General features: G+C 65.5%; 20 protein-coding genes and 1 tRNA gene. 11 read left to right on the forward strand and 10 right to left on the reverse strand.

All coding sequences use genetic code 11. The features are described from left to right. The first annotated feature begins 9 nt into the window (after positions 1–9). Entirely contained in the window at positions 10–1,089 is a 1,080-nt protein-coding gene (locus SD196_RS07880; RefSeq protein ID WP_416311242.1) for an AI-2E family transporter, read from the forward strand. Positions 1,090–1,139: 50 nt separating this feature from the next. Here SD196_RS07880 and SD196_RS07885 read toward each other — a convergent pair whose 3' ends face one another. Then, complete coding sequence (locus SD196_RS07885; RefSeq protein WP_343573998.1) at positions 1,140–1,613, reverse strand: peroxiredoxin; 474 nt, start codon at positions 1,611–1,613, stop codon at positions 1,140–1,142. 12 nt (positions 1,614–1,625) lie between these two features. Further along, entirely contained in the window at positions 1,626–2,183 is a 558-nt protein-coding gene (locus SD196_RS07890) for a glycine cleavage system protein R (protein WP_275610789.1), read from the reverse strand. A gap of 171 nt (positions 2,184–2,354) precedes the next feature. Here SD196_RS07890 and dapA point away from each other — a divergent pair, with 171 nt between their 5' ends. From dapA to SD196_RS07915, 5 genes are all read left to right on the forward strand, one after another. Next, on the forward strand, positions 2,355–3,233 hold the full coding sequence (gene dapA / locus SD196_RS07895; protein WP_152221596.1) for a 4-hydroxy-tetrahydrodipicolinate synthase: 879 nt from the start codon (positions 2,355–2,357) through the stop codon (positions 3,231–3,233). 13 nt (positions 3,234–3,246) lie between these two features. After that, complete coding sequence (gene bamC, locus SD196_RS07900) at positions 3,247–4,440, forward strand: outer membrane protein assembly factor BamC (protein WP_275610790.1); 1,194 nt, start codon at positions 3,247–3,249, stop codon at positions 4,438–4,440. Next, positions 4,379–5,137: an MBL fold metallo-hydrolase gene (locus SD196_RS07905; protein WP_275610791.1), complete on the forward strand. Its 759-nt coding sequence runs from the start codon at positions 4,379–4,381 to the stop codon at positions 5,135–5,137. Before bamC ends, SD196_RS07905 begins: the two co-directional genes overlap by 62 nt. Before the next feature lie 30 nt (positions 5,138–5,167). Beyond that, the gene (purC, locus tag SD196_RS07910; protein WP_038803299.1) at positions 5,168–5,878 is read left to right on the forward strand and encodes a phosphoribosylaminoimidazolesuccinocarboxamide synthase; all 711 of its coding nucleotides are present in this window, start codon (positions 5,168–5,170) and stop codon (positions 5,876–5,878) included. A gap of 94 nt (positions 5,879–5,972) precedes the next feature. Continuing rightward, a tRNA-Ser gene (locus SD196_RS07915) sits at positions 5,973–6,062 on the forward strand. A gap of 87 nt (positions 6,063–6,149) precedes the next feature. Here SD196_RS07915 and SD196_RS07920 read toward each other — a convergent pair. The 3 genes from SD196_RS07920 to SD196_RS07930 all read right to left on the reverse strand — a co-directional run bounded on the left by SD196_RS07920 (position 6,150) and on the right by SD196_RS07930 (position 7,569). Then, complete coding sequence (locus SD196_RS07920) at positions 6,150–6,524, reverse strand: hypothetical protein (protein ID WP_416311243.1); 375 nt, start codon at positions 6,522–6,524, stop codon at positions 6,150–6,152. A gap of 101 nt (positions 6,525–6,625) precedes the next feature. Beyond that, entirely contained in the window at positions 6,626–6,970 is a 345-nt protein-coding gene (locus SD196_RS07925; protein WP_207885013.1) for a carboxymuconolactone decarboxylase family protein, read from the reverse strand. Between the two features lie 116 nt (positions 6,971–7,086). After that, positions 7,087–7,569: a GreA/GreB family elongation factor gene (locus tag SD196_RS07930; RefSeq protein WP_331316147.1), complete on the reverse strand. Its 483-nt coding sequence runs from the start codon at positions 7,567–7,569 to the stop codon at positions 7,087–7,089. Between the two features lie 143 nt (positions 7,570–7,712). Here SD196_RS07930 and SD196_RS07935 point away from each other — a divergent pair, with 143 nt between their 5' ends. From SD196_RS07935 to rmuC, 3 genes are all read left to right on the forward strand, one after another. Continuing rightward, complete coding sequence (locus SD196_RS07935) at positions 7,713–8,081, forward strand: antitoxin Xre/MbcA/ParS toxin-binding domain-containing protein (RefSeq protein ID WP_275610794.1); 369 nt, start codon at positions 7,713–7,715, stop codon at positions 8,079–8,081. Further along, a complete protein-coding gene (locus tag SD196_RS07940) occupies positions 8,082–8,852 on the forward strand; it encodes an RES family NAD+ phosphorylase (protein WP_275610795.1) in 771 nt (256 codons plus the stop codon). 876 nt (positions 8,853–9,728) lie between these two features. After that, positions 9,729–11,093, forward strand: coding sequence for a DNA recombination protein RmuC (gene rmuC / locus SD196_RS07945; protein ID WP_416311725.1), 1,365 nt, complete (start codon positions 9,729–9,731; stop codon positions 11,091–11,093). Positions 11,094–11,366: 273 nt separating this feature from the next. On the opposite strand, the gene SD196_RS07950 is transcribed toward rmuC, so the two are convergent. The 4 genes from SD196_RS07950 to SD196_RS07965 form a co-directional block, all read right to left on the reverse strand. After that, positions 11,367–12,713, reverse strand: a complete 1,347-nt coding sequence (locus SD196_RS07950; protein ID WP_275610796.1) for an NAD(P)/FAD-dependent oxidoreductase — start codon at positions 12,711–12,713, stop codon at positions 11,367–11,369. Positions 12,714–12,798: 85 nt separating this feature from the next. After that, on the reverse strand, positions 12,799–13,689 hold the full coding sequence (locus SD196_RS07955; RefSeq protein WP_275610797.1) for a metal-dependent hydrolase: 891 nt from the start codon (positions 13,687–13,689) through the stop codon (positions 12,799–12,801). Between the two features lie 8 nt (positions 13,690–13,697). After that, complete coding sequence (locus SD196_RS07960; protein ID WP_275610798.1) at positions 13,698–15,470, reverse strand: SDR family oxidoreductase; 1,773 nt, start codon at positions 15,468–15,470, stop codon at positions 13,698–13,700. After that, entirely contained in the window at positions 15,467–16,351 is an 885-nt protein-coding gene (locus tag SD196_RS07965; RefSeq protein ID WP_275610799.1) for a M24 family metallopeptidase, read from the reverse strand. Before SD196_RS07965 ends, SD196_RS07960 begins: the two co-directional genes overlap by 4 nt. Positions 16,352–16,743: 392 nt before the next feature. Here SD196_RS07965 and SD196_RS07970 point away from each other — a divergent pair, with 392 nt between their 5' ends. After that, entirely contained in the window at positions 16,744–17,442 is a 699-nt protein-coding gene (locus SD196_RS07970) for a MerR family transcriptional regulator (RefSeq protein WP_416311726.1), read from the forward strand. 7 nt (positions 17,443–17,449) lie between these two features. Here the strand turns inward: SD196_RS07970 and SD196_RS07975 are convergent, their stop codons facing one another. Beyond that, positions 17,450–18,364, reverse strand: a complete 915-nt coding sequence (locus SD196_RS07975) for a LysR family transcriptional regulator (protein ID WP_416311244.1) — start codon at positions 18,362–18,364, stop codon at positions 17,450–17,452. An 83-nt stretch (positions 18,365–18,447) separates the two neighbouring features. Between SD196_RS07975 and SD196_RS07980 the strand changes: the two genes are divergently transcribed. After that, on the forward strand, positions 18,448–18,906 hold the full coding sequence (locus SD196_RS07980) for a DMT family transporter (RefSeq protein WP_275610801.1): 459 nt from the start codon (positions 18,448–18,450) through the stop codon (positions 18,904–18,906). The last annotated feature ends 59 nt before the right edge of the window (positions 18,907–18,965 follow it).

The raw sequence follows: 18,965 nt of genomic DNA on the forward strand, positions 1-18,965 counted from the left end.
GGTCTGTTCATGCTCAAGGTTTTGCAGGACTGGATGCAGCGCTATTTCTCCGACGAGGAGGCGATAGTGCTGGCGGTCATTCTGGTACTGGGTTTCAGCGTCATCCTGGCCTTTGGCGGCATGCTCGCGCCGGTGCTGGCGGCGATGGTGATCGCCTTCCTGATCCAGGGCCTGGTGGGCGTGCTGGAGCGCGTGCGCCTGCCGCACCTGTTCGCCGTCTGGCTGGTCTATTCGCTGTTCCTCGGGCTGCTCGCCGTGTTCCTGCTGGTGCTGGTGCCGCTAGTCTGGAAGCAGCTGTTCACCCTGCTCAACGAACTGCCGCGAATGCTCGGCGAGTGGCAGGCCACGCTGCTGATGCTGCCCGAACGCTACCCGGACATGATCACCGAGGAGCAGGTACTGCGCACTGTCGAGGCGGCGCGCAGTGAGCTGGGCCAGCTCGGTCAGTGGGCGCTGACCTTCTCGCTGTCCGGGTTGCCGGTGGTGGTCAACATCATGATCTACCTGGTGCTGGTGCCGATCCTGGTGTTCTTCTTCCTCAAGGACCGCCGCCGCTTCTACCACTGGTTCCGTCGCTACCTGCCGCGTGAGCGGGGGCTGATGAAGCAGGTGTGGAATGAGATGAACCAGCAGATCGCCAACTACATCCGTGGCAAGGTCATCGAGATATTCATCACCGGTGTGGCGACCTACATTGCCTTCGCAGTGCTGGGGCTCAACTATGCGGCGCTGCTGGCCTTGCTGGTCGGTCTGTCGGTGGTGGTGCCCTACATCGGCGCTGTGGTGGTAACGGTGCCGGTGGCGCTGATCGCGCTGTTCCAGTGGGGCTGGAGCGACCAGTTCATCTACCTGATGGCCGCCCACGCGATCATCCAGGCGCTGGACGGCAACGTACTGGTGCCGCTGCTGTTCTCCGAGGCGGTGAACCTGCACCCGGTGGCGATCATCTGCGCGGTGCTGCTGTTCGGTGGCCTGTGGAGCTTCTGGGGCGTGTTCTTCGCCATTCCGCTGGCGACGCTGGTGAAGGCCGTGCTGGATGCCTGGCCGAGGCAGCCGGAGCCGGAGCGGCAGGTCAGTCCGATGATGTGACAAAGAAAAAGGCCGCTGAAACAGCGGCCTTTTTCATGCGGCTCGGTGACTCAGGCCTTGTTCAGCGCCTGGGCCGCGGCGAGCACGGCATCGACGTGGCCGGGCACTTTCACGCCGCGCCACTCCTGGCGCAGCACGCCCTTGGCGTCGATCAGGAAGGTACTGCGGTCCACACCCATGTATTCCTTGCCATAGAGCTTCTTCAGCTTGATCACGTCGAACAGCTGGCAGACAGCTTCGTCCTTGTCGCTGATCAGCTCGAAGGGGAAGCACTGCTTGGCCTTGAAGTTCTCGTGGGACTTGATGCCGTCGCGGGACACGCCGAAGACGATGGTATTGGCCTTGGCGAAGTCATCGATCTTGTCGCGGAAGCCCTGGCCCTCGGTAGTGCAGCCGGGGGTGCTGTCCTTGGGATAGAAATACAGCACGACCTGCTTGCCTTTGAGTTCCGACAGACGGAATTCGACTCCGCTGGTGGCAGGGGCCTGGAAGTCGGCGACGGCTTTGTTCAGTTCAACGGCCATGGGGCTCTCTCCTTAGGGATGCTGCGGGCGCCAGGGCTCGATCAGCGCGTCCAGGTTCAGCGCGTCGGCGAAATCCAGGAACTGGTCGCGCAGCCAGCTGATCTGGGTGCCGGCCGGCAGGGTCACGGTGATGGTGGCGTTGAGCATGCTGGTGTTGGTGTGCGGCGCCTGGTAGGTGTCGCAGGTGAGGTTCTCCAGTTCGATGTTGTGGTCGATGAAGAACTGGCACAGCTCATTGAGGATGTCCGGACGGTACACGGCGCTGACATAGGCCACATAGGGCAGGGCCTGGGCGCGGGTGACGTGGACGTTGCTGCGGGTGACGCTGAGGGTGAAGCCGTGGCGCTTGGCCAGTGGCGGCAGGCCGCCTTCCAGGCGGGCCAGGGCGTCCCAGCTGCCGGCGACCTGCAGGACCAGCGCGCTGAACTCGCCGTGGCGGGTCAGGCGGCTGCTGATCACCGAGCAACGGTTATCGACGCAGGTGCGGCACAGCACGCTGGTCAGCTCCATCGGGTTCGGGCCCAGCGCACTGATCAGGAGAAATTGTTCACGAGGGTGGGAGGTGGACATGCAGCTTTCCTGGGAATGGCGGCCAAGCGGGCCGCATCGACAAAGGGGGAAGGGTAGCGAAAAGCGCCGATGAGGGGAATGACCGAGCGCTCGCGGGTCGCTGCGTCACCTTGTGCGTGGCCGGTGGCGACAGTACCATTACGGCTTTCTTTTTCCGGCAGGAGCGGTTGCATGATTGCGGGCAGTATGGTGGCGCTGGTCACCCCCTTCGATGCTCAGGGTCGACTGGATTGGGACAGCCTCGCGAAGCTGGTGGACTTCCACCTGCAGGAAGGCACCAACGCCATCGTTGCGGTCGGCACCACGGGTGAGTCGGCCACGCTGGACGTGAGCGAGCACCTGGAAGTGATCCGTCGCGTGGTCGACCAGGTCAATGGCCGCATTCCGGTGATCGCCGGTACCGGCGCCAACTCCACCCGCGAAGCGGTCGAGCTGACCGAGGCCGCCAAGAGCGGCGGCGCCGACGCCTGCCTGCTGGTGACCCCGTACTACAACAAGCCGACTCAGGAAGGCCTGTACCAGCACTTCCGCCACATCGCCGAAGCCGTGGCCATCCCGCAGATCCTCTACAACGTGCCGGGCCGCACCGCCTGCGACATGCTGCCGGAGACCGTCGAGCGCCTGTCCAAGGTGCCAAACATCGTCGGCATCAAGGAAGCCACCGGTGATCTGCAGCGCGGCAAGGAAGTACTCGACCGCGTCGGCAAGGACTTCCTGGTCTATTCCGGCGACGACGCCACCGCCGTCGAACTGATGCTGATGGGCGGCAAGGGCAACATCTCGGTGACCGCCAACGTCGCCCCGCGCGCCATGAGCAATCTGTGCGCCGCCGCCATGCGTGGCGATGCCGGCGAAGCCCGCGCCATCAACGACCGCCTGATGCCGCTGCACAAGGCCCTGTTCATCGAATCCAACCCGATTCCGGTGAAGTTCGCCCTGCACGAAATGGGTCTGATCCCCGAAGGTATTCGCCTGCCCCTGACCTGGCTGAGCCCGCGTTGCCACGAACCGCTGCGTCAGGCCATGCGCCAGACCGGCGTACTGGCTTAAGGAGCCCCCTCGCATGAAGCGACTGGCAGGACTGACTGCGCTCGCCCTGGTCATCGGCAACACTTCCGGCTGCGGCTGGCTGTGGGGCCCGGATGGCTATTTCCGTGACCGTGGCGACGACTACCTCAACGCCCGCGAAACGGCGCCGATGAAGGTGCCCGAAGGCCTGCAGAGCAAGCCGCTCGACCCGCTGCTGCCGGTGCCGATGAACGTCGCCACCAGCACCGAGAAGGAAGGCGAGTTCGAAGTGCCGCGTCCGCAGCCGCTGGCTGGCGGTGCCGGTGAGGTCAGCGACTTCAGCCTGCAGAAAAGCGGCGACTCGCGTTGGCTGATCGCCCAGCGTCCGCCGGCGGAAGTCTGGCCGGTGGCCCACCAGTTCTTCCAGGACAACGGCTTCTCCATCGCCAACGAGCGCCCGCAGACCGGCGAGTTCAGTACCAACTGGCAGCCGCTCTCGCAGCTCTCCGCGCCCCTGGCGCGCCGCCTGAGCAGCCGTGTCTCCGGCGTCGAGCCCGACAGCGAAGCGCGTGTGCGCGTGCGCATCGAGCCGGGCGTGGAAACCAACACCAGTGAAGTCTATGTGCTGAGCGAAACCCGCCCGGCCGGCAGCACTGCCAGCGCCGACTGGCCGGCCAAGCCGATGGTGCCGAGCCTGGACGCCGCACTGCTCGACGAAATGCTGGCCAGCATGGCGACCAGCGCCGAGAAGGGCGGTTCGGTCTCCCTGCTCGCCGCGCACTCGGCCTACGACACGCCCGGCACCGCCGAGCTGAGCAAGGACGGCAGCGGTAACCCGGTACTCACCGTGGATTCCGACTTCGACCGTGCCTGGGTCAGCGTTGGCCGGGCGCTGGATCGCGCCGACATCCGTGTCGACGACCTCAACCGCAGCCTGGGCGTGTACTACGTCAACATCGCCGAAGGCGCGAAGAAGAAGGACGAAGACAAGCCTGGCTTCTTCAGCCGCATGTTCGGCGGTGGCGAGAAGACCAAGGAAGAGGAAGACGCCAAGGCGCAGCGCTACCAGCTTCGTCTGACCAGCGTGAACAACACGGTGCAGATCACCGTCGACAAAGACATCAACACCTCCGCGCCGGCCGATGTCGCGCAGGGCGTGCTGGAAAAACTCCAGGAGAGTATGCGCAGTGCACTTCGCGGTCCTGGGGAGCGGAAGCCGGGGCAATTCGGCCTTGGTGAGCAGTTCTGACACCCGGATACTGATCGATTGCGGCTTCCCGCTGCGTGAAACCATCCGCCGTCTGGCGCGCCTGGGCGTAGAGCCCGGGCAGCTGGACGCAGTTCTGGTCACGCACGAGCACTCCGATCACATCAACGGCGTCGAACTGCTGGCCCGGCACCATCGAATACCCGTGTACCTCAGCGCCGGCACCCTGCAGGGAATGCGCAAGCCGGTGGAACCGGCGGGGCTGCTCAAGGGCGGCGACCGCCTCCAGCTGAAAGACCTGGAAGTCACTGCGGTGAGCGTTTCCCACGATGCGCGGGAGCCCCTGCAGTACGTGTTTTCCGATGGCCGGAAGCGCTTTGGCCAGCTCACCGATCTGGGAGCCGCCACGGCGCAGGTGCTGGAGTGCTATCGTGGCCTCGATGCGTTGATCATCGAGGCAAATCACGATACCGACATGCTGGCCCGCGGTCCGTATCCCTACCCACTCAAAGCCCGCGTCGGCGGCCAGTGGGGACATTTGAACAACCGGCAGGCCGCCGAACTGGTGGCCCAGCTGGGCTGGGAAAGCCTGCAACACCTGGTGCTGGCGCATCTCAGTGAAAAGAACAACTCGCCGCAGCTGGCCCGGCAAAGCTTCGTCGACACCCTGGGGTGCGACCCGGACTGGCTGCAGGTGGCCGATCAGCATTCGGGACTCGACTGGCGCACCATCGCCTGAGCCCATCCATTCAAGCAAGCGGAGCCCATCATGGAAAAACGCGAAGAACTCTATCGCGGCAAAGCCAAGTCGGTTTACACCACCGATGACGCCGACCGCCTCGTCCTGCTGTTCCGCAACGACACCTCGGCGTTCGACGGCAAGCGCATCGAGCAACTGGATCGCAAAGGCATGGTGAACAACAAGTTCAACGCCTTCATCATGCAGAAGCTCGAAGCCGCCGGTATCCCGACCCAGTTCGACGCCCTGCTGTCGGACAACGAAGTGCTGGTCAAGAAGCTCGCCATGATCCCGGTCGAGTGCGTCGTGCGTAACTACGCCGCCGGCAGCCTGGTGCGCCGCTTGGGCGTGGAAGAGGGCCTGCAGCTCACTCCGCCGACCTTCGAACTGTTCCTGAAGAACGACGCCCTGGGCGATCCCTTCATCAACGAATCCCACGTCCAGGCCTTCGGCTGGGCGACCCTGGAGCAACTGGCCGAAATGAAGGCCTACTCCTTCAAGGTCAACGAAGTGCTGAGCAAGCTGTTCGACGACGCCGGTCTGCTGCTGGTGGACTTCAAGCTCGAGTTCGGCCTGTTCCACGGCAAGATCGTCCTGGGCGACGAGTTCAGCCCGGACGGCTGCCGCCTGTGGGACAAGGAAACCCGCAAGAAGATGGACAAGGACCGCTTCCGCCAGGGCCTGGGTGACGTGATCGAGGCCTACGAAGAAGTGGCTCACCGTCTGGGCGTGCCGCTGTAAAACGGCGAAATCACGCAAGCGCCTGATACCACGTAAAAAAATCCGAAACAGGGCTTCGCCTTCGGACTTCAAGCTGGTATCATGCGCGCCGCACGGAGAGATGCCGGAGTGGTCGAACGGGACGGATTCGAAATCCGTTGAACCAGCAATGGTTCCTAGGGTTCAAATCCCTATCTCTCCGCCATTACATAATGGCTAAAACCCCTGAAATGCTTAGCGTTTCAGGGGTTTTGTCTTTTCTGGCGTCGATATTTCCCTCCTGCCGCTTCAATCACCCGCAATACCCATCCATCTTCTCCCGATTTCTCTCCGTGGGTTCCGCCTGATATTGCTGCCGCCAGAATTGGCATGGCGTGCTGTTGAAGCGCTTGTCCTGCTCCGCTTGCTCGATCTCGCGGTTCTGCTGTTCTTGCACGGTCTGCTGGCGTTGCTGGTACTGCTGGAACATCTCTTCACTGCTGCGTGGAGCAGGGGGAGTGGCGGACGGTGTCGATGGCGGTGTGGTGGGATGGCTGGCCACGATGGGTGGAAACGCGCGATAGATCAGCCAGCCGGTGGCCGCCACGGCCATGCTGCCGAGCCAGATGCCGGCGGCGATGCTGAGGATGAGTTTCCAGGCGCTGAGGTGGGTGGGTGTCTGGGGCATGGGGGGATGGGGATGGCTGGGTGAATCCCACTGATACCCCATCGTTGCCGATCCGGAAAGAGGCGGGCCCGCGACGCCGTGCTAGCGTCGCGGGCGGGGCTTTATTTCTGTGCGGAGGACTCGAAGGCCTCCATGGCGCGCAGGGAGTAGACGTAGGCGGCACCGGCGTTCATGGCGATGGCGGTAGCCAGGGCCTGGGCGACTTCGGCTTCGGTAGCGCCGGCCCGGCGTGCGGCTTCGGCGTGGACGCCGATGCAGCCGTCGCAGCGGGTGGTGATGGCCACGGCCATGGAGATCAGTTCGCGGGTCTTGGCATCCAGGGCATCACCGTCGGCCGCTGCGGCGTCGAGGGCCTGGTAGGCGGCGATCATCTTCGGGTGTTTCTTGCCCAGGGCGCCGAAGGCTTTTTTCACGGCGGGGACGTATTCGGACCAGTTGAACAGCATGGTGCTTCTCCTTGAGGCCACGGAAGAAAAGGGTGTGGCCTTGAAGCTTAGTCTGCGTCAGCCGGTCGGCTCGGTATTGTCTGTTCCGCTCGTTTTTTTCATGCCGCCCGGAGCTATCAGTAGGCGTCGAGGATTTCGTAGCGCTGGCGGGCGTTGCCCTGGCCGATTTCCAGTTCGTCACCGGGCAGGCGATGGAGCAGGGCGCTGCCCAGTGGGGCGCGGCTGGTGATGACGAGGATTTCAGCGCCCTCGTGCTGCACTTTCAGGCCGGCGGCATCGGGGCCGAGGAAGACCCAGCGGTGCTGGCCACTTTCGTTGACCAGTTCCACCAGGGCGCTGGTCTGGATACCTGACTGCTCGTCGAAGTCGCGCAGTTGCAGATTCTCGAACAGCGACAGCGCCTGGCGGATCTCCTCGACACGGCGCGATTGGCCTGCGGCGAGGTAGGCCGCTTCGAGGCCGAGGGTGTCGTACTTGTTCTCGGCGACGTTTTCTTCGTGGGTGGCCGTTTCGTGAGCGGTCCTGGCGGCGCGCACGGCGATCTCCAGGTCCTGCGCGAGCCTGGCGAGAATGTGTTGGTAGACCTGCTGCTTGTTCATCACGGGGGAGTCGTCGGTCGGGCTGTGTATTCTGCTGGCTTTACTACCGTAAGGCGAAAGATGCCGTTGGGGTGGTTGCTGGGTTCGTGTTTTTTCAGCATTCAGTGGTATATTTGCTGAAAGTTCACGATTAGGAGATCGCCATGAGCGCCCTGTTACGCGAAAGCCCCGCAGCCGATGCCGTACTGGCCAAGGCGGTACTCACGGCGCGCGAACACCTGGCGATGACCCAGCAGGAGCTGGCGGCGATCGTGGGAGTGGAACGTAGCGCCGTCAGCCGCTGGAAGCAAGGCGGACTGCGGGTGGACAGCAAGACCGGTGAATTGGCCCTGCTGCTGGTGCGGGTCTATCGCGCGCTGTTCGCCCTGTTCGGCGGCAACCTGGAGGACATGCGCCACTTCCTGCGTACCGAGAACCGTCACTTGAACGGTGTGCCGCTGCAGTTGATGGAGCAGGTGCAGGGACTGGTGGCGGTGGTCGAGTACCTGGACGCCATCCGGGGCAAGGTCTGAATGTCCTTCGAGACGGGCGCCCAGATCTGGGCACGGCATGCGCCGGAGTCGGTCGTCAGCCCCATTCGTGGACGCCTGGTGCGCCTGGTGGAAAGTCAGGGGCAGGTGGCCACGCTGCAACTGGTGGACACCCTGGCCGAGCAGGCACTGCTTGAGGAGTTGCTGGAAACCAGCAAGCCGCATGTGCCGCCCCCCGCCGAGCACCTGCACTATCTATTGAAGACACCGTTTCGCTATCCACCGCTGCGTTGGGGCTCGCGCTTCGGCCGGCGGCATGAGCCGAGCCTGTTCTATGCGGCGCTGAAGCTGGATACGGCGATGGCGGAATCGGCTTTCTACCGCTACGTGCTGTGGGAGGGGATGAGTTCGCCGCCGCCAAGCGGGCGGATTCTCTCCGAACATGCGTCCTTCGAGGCGCGCTTCCAGGTGCAGCGCGGCGTGCGTTTGCAATTGCCGCCGTTCCGCGAGTACGAGCCGGCGCTGCGCGATCCGTCGGATTACCGCGTTGCCCAGGGGCTGGGCAGCGCCATGCGCGAGGCCGGGGTCGAGGCGTTCGAGTACCGCTCGGCGCGCTGCCCGCACGCTGGGGTGAATGTGGCGTTGTTCGCGCCGTCGGCCTTCACCGAGAAGCGCCCGCGCAACCTGATGCCCTGGCTGTGCGAGACCACGGCGGAGTACGTCGCCTTCAAGCACGCCCAGGTGCCGGATACTCCGCGCCTGTTCCCGCGGGCTCAGTTCCTGGTGGATGGGCACCTGCCGTATCCGGCCTGACCGTTTGTCGTGCCACGGCATGCCGTTGCCGGCATCGGTGTAAGGTGCGGGATGGTCACGCAGGGAGTGCCAAACCTTGGATATACGGATAGCTGTCCACCCCAGCGACAGTCGCCGCTGGCGGGTCTACCTGAATCAGTTCTTCTTCGATTGCGATAGCCGCAGCGCGGCTGAACGCGCCTTTGCGCGGGCCTGCGCCGCTGAGCAGCAAACGGCTCTGCTGCCCAGTCCGCCCAAGGTCATCCGCTCCGAGCGGCGGCGCTCCCGGCGACTGGAGTGGGCATGAGACGGCTGATCCTCCCTCCATCGAATTCATACCGGATGATCCGGATGTCGGCGCGGGCCTCGCCTGGCTGATTCGATCGTCTTTCGCTTTCCACTCCGTACTTCTCTTTCCGCTGCCCTGAAACGGGGCGGTCGGCTGCTCCTTGGCGCGCACTTGTGCACAGTGCTGATGCGCGCTGTCAAGCCCCTGCAATATTGCATTTAGCCACTTGCTTGTTTCTCTTGCGTTTTTTAACTTATTGAAAAATAAAGAAAATCTTCGTTGGTGAAAAAATCACCAATCTGTCATGCGCCCCCGTCTGACTGGGGGTGGGGCGCTTTTTCATCACGTTTTCCACTAAGTTATCCACAGCTTCTGTGGATTGTCCCGAGCGCTTGCTCAGGAGCCCTGTTCCAGGGCCTTTACAGGTGACAAGGCGCCTCCGGGTGGCCGCTGTTAGTATTGCGCGATTGTTTGTCACACCCCCGGAGTGCCGCATGCCCCTCGACCTGTCCGCCCTGTTGCTCGGTGCGCTCGCCGGCCTGTTGCCCATGGCGGCGCTGGCCTGGCGCCTGCAGTCGCAGCGTGTCGCCACGGAGCAGGAGGCGACACTGCTGCGTGAGCGCCTGGCCAACGCGCAGCTCGCCCAGGACGGCTTGTCGGCCCAGGCTGAGGCGGATCGCGAAGCTTTCCAGCGCCTGAGCAGCCGGCATGGTGAGTTGTCCGCCGAGTCCGCCGCGCTGCGCCGCGAGGTCGAGTTGGGCAAGCAGGAGCGCGAGCGCCTGGGCGCGGCGGAGCAGGACTGGCAGGCCGAGCGTGCGGACAAGGAAGCAGAGCTGCGGCGCCTGTCCGCCGAGCACGCGGCCTTGTCCGCCGAACTGCGCGAGCAGCAGGACAACCACCAGCAGCGCCTGGGTGATCTGCAATCGGCACGGGATGAGTTGCGTGCCCAGTTCGCCGAACTGGCCGGGAAGATCTTCGACGAGCGCGAGCAGCGCTTCGCCGAGTCCAGCCAGCAGCGTCTGGGGCAATTGCTTGATCCGCTGAAGGAGCGCATCCAGTCCTTCGAGAAGCGTGTGGAGGAGAGCTACCAGGCCGAGGCCCGCGAGCGTTTTTCCCTGACCAAGGAGCTGGAGCGCCTGCAGCAGCTGAACCTGCGCCTGGGCGAGGAAGCCACCAACCTGACCCGCGCGCTGAAAGGCCAGAAGACCCAGGGCAACTGGGGCGAACTGGTGTTGGAGCGGGTGCTGGAGCACGCCGGGCTGGAGAAGGGCCGCGAGTACGAGACTCAGGTCAGCCTGCGGGCGCCGGATGGCGAGCGCTTCCAGCCCGACGTGTTGATCCGCTTGCCCGGCGACAAGCAGGTGGTGGTGGATGCCAAGGTCAGTCTGACCGCCTACCAGCAGTTCATCGCCGCCGAGGACGAGGTGATCCGTCAGCAGGCGCTGAAGGCCCACGTGCTGTCCCTACGTAACCATGTGAAGGGGCTTTCCGGCAAGGACTACCAGCGCCTGGAAGGTCTGCACAGCCTCGACTTCGTGCTGCTGTTCATGCCGGTGGAAGCCGCCTTCTCGGCGGCGTTGCAGGCCGAGCCGAACCTGTTCCAGGAAGCCTTCGAGCGCAACATCGTGATCGTCAGCCCGACCACCTTGCTGGCGACGCTACGGGTGATCGACAGCCTGTGGCGCCAGGAGCGGCAGAACCAGAACGCTCGCGAGATCGCCGAGCGCGCCGGGGCGTTGTACGACAAGTTCGTGCTCTTCGTGCAGGACCTGGACGAGATGGGCACTCGCCTGCAGCAGTTGGACAAGACGTACGCGGCGGCGCGCAACAAGCTCTGCGAAGGTCGCGGCAACCTGATCAGCCGCGCCGAGCAGGTGAAGCTGCTGGGTGCGCGGGCCAGCAAGAACCTGCCGACCGACTGGCTGGAGCGCGCGTTGAGTGATGATTCGCCGGTGGTGGAAGAGGGCAAGTAGCGGGAGCCTGCGTGTCGCCCGAATACCTGATTCCCCTGTAGGAGCAACTGTCTTCTTCTGATCGTTCGTGCCTTGGATTTGCCCTCTCCCTAACCCTCTCCCTGAAGGGAGAGGGGACTGGAGCGGTGCCGGCTGAAACAGTGGCTTCAGCCGGCACGGATAGCTCCCTCTCCCTTCAGGGAGAGGGTGGGGATAGGGGCCCCCACGCGCAGTGGTTTCCAAGCAGGCATGCCCGCGATCGCGCGCATGGCGCGCTCCTGCAGGAGTAATCCGTCAGAACAATGAGTAGGGCTTGCCCGCCGTTCCATCGGCAAAGCGCCGCAGCCGAAAGGCATGCAGGTCCATTCCCGCCTCGCCCTTGTGAATCCACTGGCTCATCAGTTGCCCGACGATGGGCCCCATGGCGAAGCCGTGGCCGCAGAAGCCGGTGGCGATCAGCAGGCCGGGAATTTCCGGCGGAGCGTCGAGCACCGGGATGCCGTCGGGCAGCACGTCGATCAGGCCTGCCCAGCTTTCCACCACCTTCACATCGCGTAGCGCGGGGAATGCCTTGGCGAGGTTGATCTGCGCCTGGAGCACGCGTGAGGTGTTCGCCTTTGCCTGCGGATCACGTTCGCCGAGGACCGGCCCGTTCACACCGCGCTCGGAGCCGGGCAGGCGCTGGCGCAGGTCATGCAGCAGTGCGCCATTGAGCTTGAACGAGAAGCTCGCACGGTTGGCCGGCAGGTGCGGCAGGTAGTGCCTGGCGCCGCGCAGGTAGTCGAGGCTGAGGTCGATATCGGCCTGGGTTTCGTCGGCGAGGTTGAGGCTGCCGTCGGCGCGCTGGCGGAAGCCGATGCCGTGGCCGATGAAGCTCTGCGCGCCGACGTCCGGGCCGGGGCTGGTGCGCGAGACGGTGCAGCGCACGGCCTGTTGCGGCAGCTCCAGGCCGAGGCTTTCCACCAGTCGCCAGCTGCTGGCGCCGGCGGAGATCAGCAAATGTTTGGTCTTCACGTAGCCACGCTCGGTCTGCACGCCGCAGACGGCGCCAGCGGCACGATCGATGCCGGTGACGCCGCAGCCCTCGACGAACAGCGCGCCACGCTCGATGGCGCGCAGCGCATAGCCGGGAGCGACCCGGCGCGGTTCGGCCTGGCCGTCGTTGGCGGTGTACAGGGCGCCGAGCGCCGGATCGGCCAGCGAAGGCATCAATTTCGCGACTTCGCCATGGCTGAGCAGGCGGGTGTCGAGGCCGAAGTTGTTCGCCACCTTGAGCCAGTCCTCATATTTTTGCCGTTGCTCCGGGGTTTCGGCGAGGTACAGGCAGCCGCCCTGGCGCCATTCCAGCGGCAGTTGCAGGTCTTCTTCCAGACGTTCCCACAGCGGAATACAGGCCATCATCAGCGGCACTTCCGCCGGGTCGCGCGCCTGCTGGCGGACGAAGCCCCAGGCACGGGTGGATTGCTGGCTGGCGATGCCGGCCTTGTCCAGCACCAGCACGCTCATGCCCTGGCCGGCGAGGTACCAGGCGCTGGCGCAGCCCATGATGCCGCTGCCGGCGATGACCACGTCGACCTGCTCCGGCAGGCGTTCCACGCGGGAGGAAAGGGCGGGGTGAAGCGGGTAGGTTCCCATCGGCATACGGCGGCATCCCTGTAGGTGGCGGATGCCGCAGTATGCGATTGGCGTGCGCCGCGCGACCACTGCGCGGGCACGCCGGCAGGTGCTACGAAGCGCGCGCGGCCCGGCTGGCGGCCGGCGAGCGGGCCAGGTAGTCCAGCGCCTCCTGGGTATTGGCCTCATGGTCCGGGTGGTACCAGGGTTTGAAGTAGCGCAGGAAACTGGTGGCCAGCGAGCTGATCTTCGGCAGCACACCGGATCGGGAGCCATCGCGCCAGATGGCAGCGAAGGAGCGCGGCTGGGCGATAGTCGGGTCTTGCCGCGACAGGGTGCGAGTGCCGAAGGCGAACAGGTAGATGATCAGCGGCCACACCACGAACATCCACAACTGGCGGCTGATGAAGCTACCGCCCAGGTGCACGTGCAGGTCGTGGGCGACGTTGCGGTGCTCCACTTCTTCGGCGCCGTGCCAGCGGAACAGGTCGAGCAGCACCGGGTCGGCCTTGGCACGGTCCAGCGCGTCAGCCTCGAGAATCCACTTGCCGAGGATGCAGGTGAAGTGCTCCACCGCCGCGACGATGGCGCAGCGCTGGCCGATCCACCAGCGCTTGAGCCAGGGCGTGCGGTTGAACAGATTGAAGCCCAGCGGCGTGTCGCTGAGCAGCTGTTCGAACAGGTAGTCCATGACCTTCAGGTAGCGGGTGGAGTCGATGCCGTGGTGGCTCAGGTAACGCTCCAGCGCGCCGGAGTGGGCGCGGGCGTGCATCGCTTCCTGGCGGATGAAGCCCTGCACGTCCTCGCGCAGGCGGCCTTCCTTCACGAAGGGCAGGGCCTTGTTGTACAGCCGGCAGAACCACAGCTCGCCGGCCGGCAACATCATGTGGATGACGTTGATCGCGTGGGACGCCTCGGGTTCGCCGGGAATCCAGTGCAGGGGCGAGTCGCTGTAGTCGAACTGCACCTTGCGTTGCACGAGCTTGTGATGATGATCGTTCATGGCAGTTCTCAGGCAGTGAGATTGAGGCGGGCGAACAGGCGCGACAGCCAGGGCATGAAGCGCCATTGCAGGGCGCCCAGGTGCACTTCGCTGCCGACCTTCACCACCGGCTGGTTGCGCTCCACGGCACGGGTGATGCGCTCGCCGACGGTGTCCGGGCTGAGCCGGCGTCGACGGTAGAAGCGCTGCACTTTCGCGCGGTGTTTGGCTTGTTGTTCGTCATCCAGGCCGGCGAAGCGTGTGGCCTGGACGATGCCGGTATCGACAAAGCCCGGGCACGCCGCGCTGACGCCGATGCCGTGACCGGCCAGCTCGGCGCGCAAGCACTCGCTGAGCATCAATACCGCCGCCTTGCTGGTGGCGTAGGCCGGGTAGTTGCGCGACGGCGCAAAGGCCACGCCGGAGGCGACGTTGACCAGGTGCCCCGGTTTGCCGGCCTCGACCATCTGCTGGGCGAACAGCCGGCAGCCGTCGATCACGCTCCACAGGTTGATGCGCAGCAGGCGATCCCATTCCTGCGGCGTGGTCTTGAGCATCGGCCCGGCCATGCCGATGCCGGCGTTGCTGACCACCACGTCGGGCACGCCGAGGCTGTTCTTCACCCAGAGGGCGAAGCGTTCCATGGCGGCGCTGTCACCCACGTCAACGCAGTAGCTGTAGGCGCTGGCGCCGAGGGCGCGGGCCAGCTCCGCGCTGCGCTCGGCGGCGGCCGGGTCGATGTCCGCGGCCAGCACGCTGGCGCCGCGCTCGGCGAAGCTCAGCAGGGTCGAACGGCCGATACCGCCGCCCGCGCCGGTTACCACCACCAGCTTGCCGGCGAAGGGGCCAGCGCCGGGTTTCAGTGCGGCGCGTTGCAGCTCTGGTGTGGCTTCGCCGCCCTCGATGTGGCTGACGAACTCGTCGATCCAGTTGCCCAGCTGGGCCGGTTCGGCCAGCAGTTGCCAGTGTCCGGCGGTGACGTCGCGGCGCCACAGGCGCGGTGCCCACAGCGAGAGCTGCTGGAACAGTTGCTGGCCGACGTAGCGGTCGCGGGTCGGCACGATGAGTTGCACCGGCACCTCGGTATGCCGTTTGCGCGGCTTGAAGATCGAGGTGATGAAGTTGGCCCGGTAAAGCTTCACCCCGTGTTCGCCGTCGCTGGCCTGGTGCGGGTTGCGTACCGGGTTGCGAATGCCTTCGACCTTGCGCAGGTATTGCGGCCACGCTTTCGCCGCGCCGAAGCGCCAGGACAGCGGCGGCAGCAGCGGCAGGTGGAAGTAGTAGATGTACCAGGAGTGCAGCAGCTGACTGAGCATCTGCAGCAGCGCACGTGGCGTCTTGCGGCGCAGGCGGTCACGCATCCAGAAGCCGACGTGGTCCAGGCAGGGGCCGGAGACGCTGGTGTAGGAAGCGATGCGCGCGCGCAACTGCGGATCGGTGACGCTCTCCCAGGTCTGGATCGAACCCCAGTCGTGGGCCACCAGGTGCACCGCGCGTTGCGGGCTGACCGCGTCGAGCACTGCCTTGAGGTCCTGGCTGAGCAGCTCCAGGCGGTAGTCGCGGGTCTTGCGCGGCTTGTCCGATTCGCCAGCGCCGCGTACGTCGTAGGCGACCAGCTGGAAGCGCCCGGCCAGGCGCTGGATCAGCGGCAGCCAGACTTCGTGGTTGTCCGGGTAACCGTGGACGAACAGCACCATCGGCAGGTGCGCCTCGCCCCAACGCCAGACGGCCAGACGCACGTTGCCGGACTGCACCTCCAGGCGTTCGGGCGTTGGCAGCGGGTTCTCCAGCATCGCGTTCATGCCACCTCCCGCCGCGCCGGGGCGCTGGTCAGGCCACGGGCGACCCAGCGGCGCACGTGGGGCAGGTCGTCGTCGAGCCAGTAGGCATCGTCCTCGGTGACCACCAGCAGCTCCTCGAACTTGGCGCCGACGCCGCGCAGGCCCAGGTGCGGCTCTACGGCCCAGAGGCCCGGCGTTGGCGCGTGTTGCGAACGGTCGTTGCTCGACCACAGCGGCGACCAGCCTTCGCGGCGGCCGGTGACCAGGGCGTTCTTCATCAGGGTGGCAATGTTGCGCACGCCGAAGCGCGCCACTGAGGGACCGGTATTACGCGCGCCGAGTTTTTCCACGCGGTGCGCCAGCACTTCGAAGGGGTAGGCCTTGTGTCGGGGCAGGGTGCCCTGGCGATGGCAGAGACGGTCCACCGACTGGCTGACTTCCGCCAGCGGCAGGCGTTGGCGCACCTGCTCGACGATCAGGTTGCGGTGCGCCAGCAGGTCGTCCATCAGCCGTTCCACCAGCAGGTTGTGGCCCAATGCTCCGGAGTAGCCGACGTCGGCGGTGTAGGCGCCCAGGGTTGGCGCGCAGTCGAGGATGAAGGGCATGCCTTCCTCCAGGCGCTGCTTGCCGGGGTAGAAGGCCAGGTTGAAGCCGCCCAGGTGGCGCAGGCCGTCGAAACCCTTGAACGAAGTGCGGGTGCCGAACCAGGCGAAGGGCTGGTGGAACCAGTCGCGCACGCCGTGATCGAGCAGCCAGGTCTTCATCAGGGCGGCGGTCTCGCGCTCGCTGATGCCCGGGCGCAGTTCGCCGGCAATGGTTTCGCAGCAGCGGTAGGCCAGTTGCTGAATCTCGCGGAAGTGCCGCAGGTCTTCGGGAGTGGGCACCCAGGCGCCTTGGGACATGACTTTCTCCAGGCTGGTTGTTGTTATCGTTACATCAAGCAATGTCACGATCGATGCTGACCCATCGGCCGCCGTTGCGCCATGCCGTGCGCGGCGGGCCTGGAGTGTTACTGTCGCGGCAAGCCGCTGGCGGCGCGGCTTACGGGCGGGAGCCGGATTTCGGGCCGATGCAGTTCCCGCCTTTGGTTGGGCTTCGTGACTGAGCGGGCGGTCACGAATGGATTAATCCTTCGGATTGTTCGGAGGCTGATTCGCTGGCTATCATCCGGCCCATGAGCACACCCCTGAACCTGCTGCAGCGCCTGCTCCAGCGCCCGGACGATGCCCCGTCGGCGCTTGAGGACGAGCGCGAGTACACGGTGGACGAACTGGCCCGCGAGGCCGGCAGCACCGTGCGCAACCTGCGCGCCTACCAGGATCGCGGCCTGCTGCCGCCGCCCGAGCGCCGTGGCCGCGCCGGGGTGTACTTCGCCAGCCATCTGCGCCGCCTGCGACTGATCAACCGCCTGCTGGAACGCGGCTACAACATCGCCAACATCAAGGAACTGCTGGAAAGCTGGGAGCGCGGCCATGACCTGGACCACGTGCTCGGCCTCGACGAGGCCATCGTCGGCCCGTGGAACCTGGAGTCCCCCGGCACCATCGAGTTCGGCGACCTGCAGGCGCTGTTCGGTGACGAGTTGAACGACGCGGTAATCGACCAGGCGCTGGAGCAGGGCCTGCTGGCCTTCGATGGCGAGCGCATCAGCATCCCCAGCCCGCGCCTGTTCAATGCCGGCATCGAGCTGTACCGCGCCGGCATTCCGCTGGCCGCGCTGCTCGATCACCTGGCCGTGCTGCGCATCGATACCGAACACCTGGCCGCCGGCATCGTGCGCCTGGTGGTAACCCATCTGGTGGACAAGCCCGGTGCCGACCTGCTGCCCGGCGCGGCCGATCTGGAGCGCCTTGCCGAGGTGTTCCAGCGCCTGCGTCCGGTGGCCGAGCAGGTGGTGCTGGTGGAACTGGCGCGCGGATTGAAGCGCTCGGCCAATGAGATGCTGGGCGAGCGTGTCGGGGAAATCCTGCGCCGCCTGGAGACGCCGGAGTAACGAGCGCTCAGGTCCTGCCGGCGGCCTGGGCCAGCCTGCCACGTAGCCAACGCCGCGCCGGGTCGTCCTCGCTGGTCTCGGACCAGATCTGCACGAAGTCGAAGCGCGCCAGTTGCAGCGGCGGTTCGAAGCTGGCCAGACCGTGGGCTTCGAGATCGTCCGGCAGCATCCGTGCAGCGATGGTCAGGACCATATCAGTGCCCGCCAGCAGTCCCGGCGCAACACTGAAGTGCGGTACGGTGGTGGCGACCTGACGGCGGCGACCGAGCTTTTCCAGATGGCTGTCGATTTCTTCCGCCGGACTCTGTTGCAGCGCGACCCGCAGGTGTGGCGCGGCGAGGTAGTCGTCGAGGTCCATACGCTGGCGCCCGGCGAGGGTGTCGACGGCACACAGGCAGACGAAGCGCTCCTCGAACAATCGTTGCGTACGCAGCCCTTCGGGCAAGAGCGGGAAGACGCCGAGGGCGCCATCCAGCTCGCCTCTGGCGACCTGTTCGGCCATGCCCAGGCGCGAGGCCTGGCGCACGTCGAGGTGAATGCCCGGCGCTTCGCGGCGCAGGATCGGCAGCAGTGCCGGCAGCACCACCCAGGCGCCGTAGTCGGACATGCCCAGACGCAGCTCCAGTTCGGCACTGGCTGGGTCGAAGTCGTCGCCCAGCACCAGTCGGCGTACGCCGCCAAGAATCTCCCGCAGCGGCCCGGCCAGTTCGAAGGCACGGCGGGTCAGCTGCATCTGGTTGCCGGTGCGTACCAGCAGCGGATCGTCCAGCAGGTCGCGCAGTCGGTTCAGCGCATGGCTGACGGCTGGCTGGGTCATGGCCAGGCGCTCGGCGGCACGGGAGACGTGGCGCTCGTCCAGCAGGACGTCGAGGATCACCAGCAGGTTGAGGTCGATGCGGCGCAAATCATGAACTGAATGCATTTCCTGTGTACCAATCATTCATTTCCATGCGCCAGATGGATAGCAGAAGCTGAATGCCATCGACAAGCAATGGAGGATTATCGATGTCGAAACTGCTTCTGCTGCTGCCCGCCATCGGTGTAGGCGCCCTGGTGGCCTTGCAGGCGGGCAGCAACTCGTTGCTCGGCCGCCAGTTGGGTCATCCGCTGAGTGCCAGCCTGACCTCGCTGGGTGTGAGCCTCGCGGCGGTGATCATCGCGCTGCTGGCCTTCCGCGTGCCGTTGCCGGCGGCCACCGGTATTGCCACGACGCCCTGGTGGGGCTGGCTGGGCGGGATCTTTGGCGCGGCCTACCTGACGGTCGCGGTGATGCTGGCGCCGCAGCTGGGCGCGGCGACCTTCCTGGCCTGCGTGGTGGCGGGGCAGATGCTGATGTCGGCGCTATGCGATCAATTCGGCTGGGCGGGTTTTTCGGTGCGGAGATTGTCGCCCGAAGGCTATCTGGCCATTGGGCTGATCATTGCCGGGGTAGTGTTGTTGCAATGGCGCGGGAGGGTGGCATGAGCTGCCTTCTGCCGTGAGCGCTGGGCGGGTTCGCGAGCAAGCTCGCTCCTACAAAAGCC

Origin of the sequence: Pseudomonas macauensis, assembly GCF_047902425.1 — a bacterium.
Lineage (GTDB): Bacteria > Pseudomonadota > Gammaproteobacteria > Pseudomonadales > Pseudomonadaceae > Pseudomonas.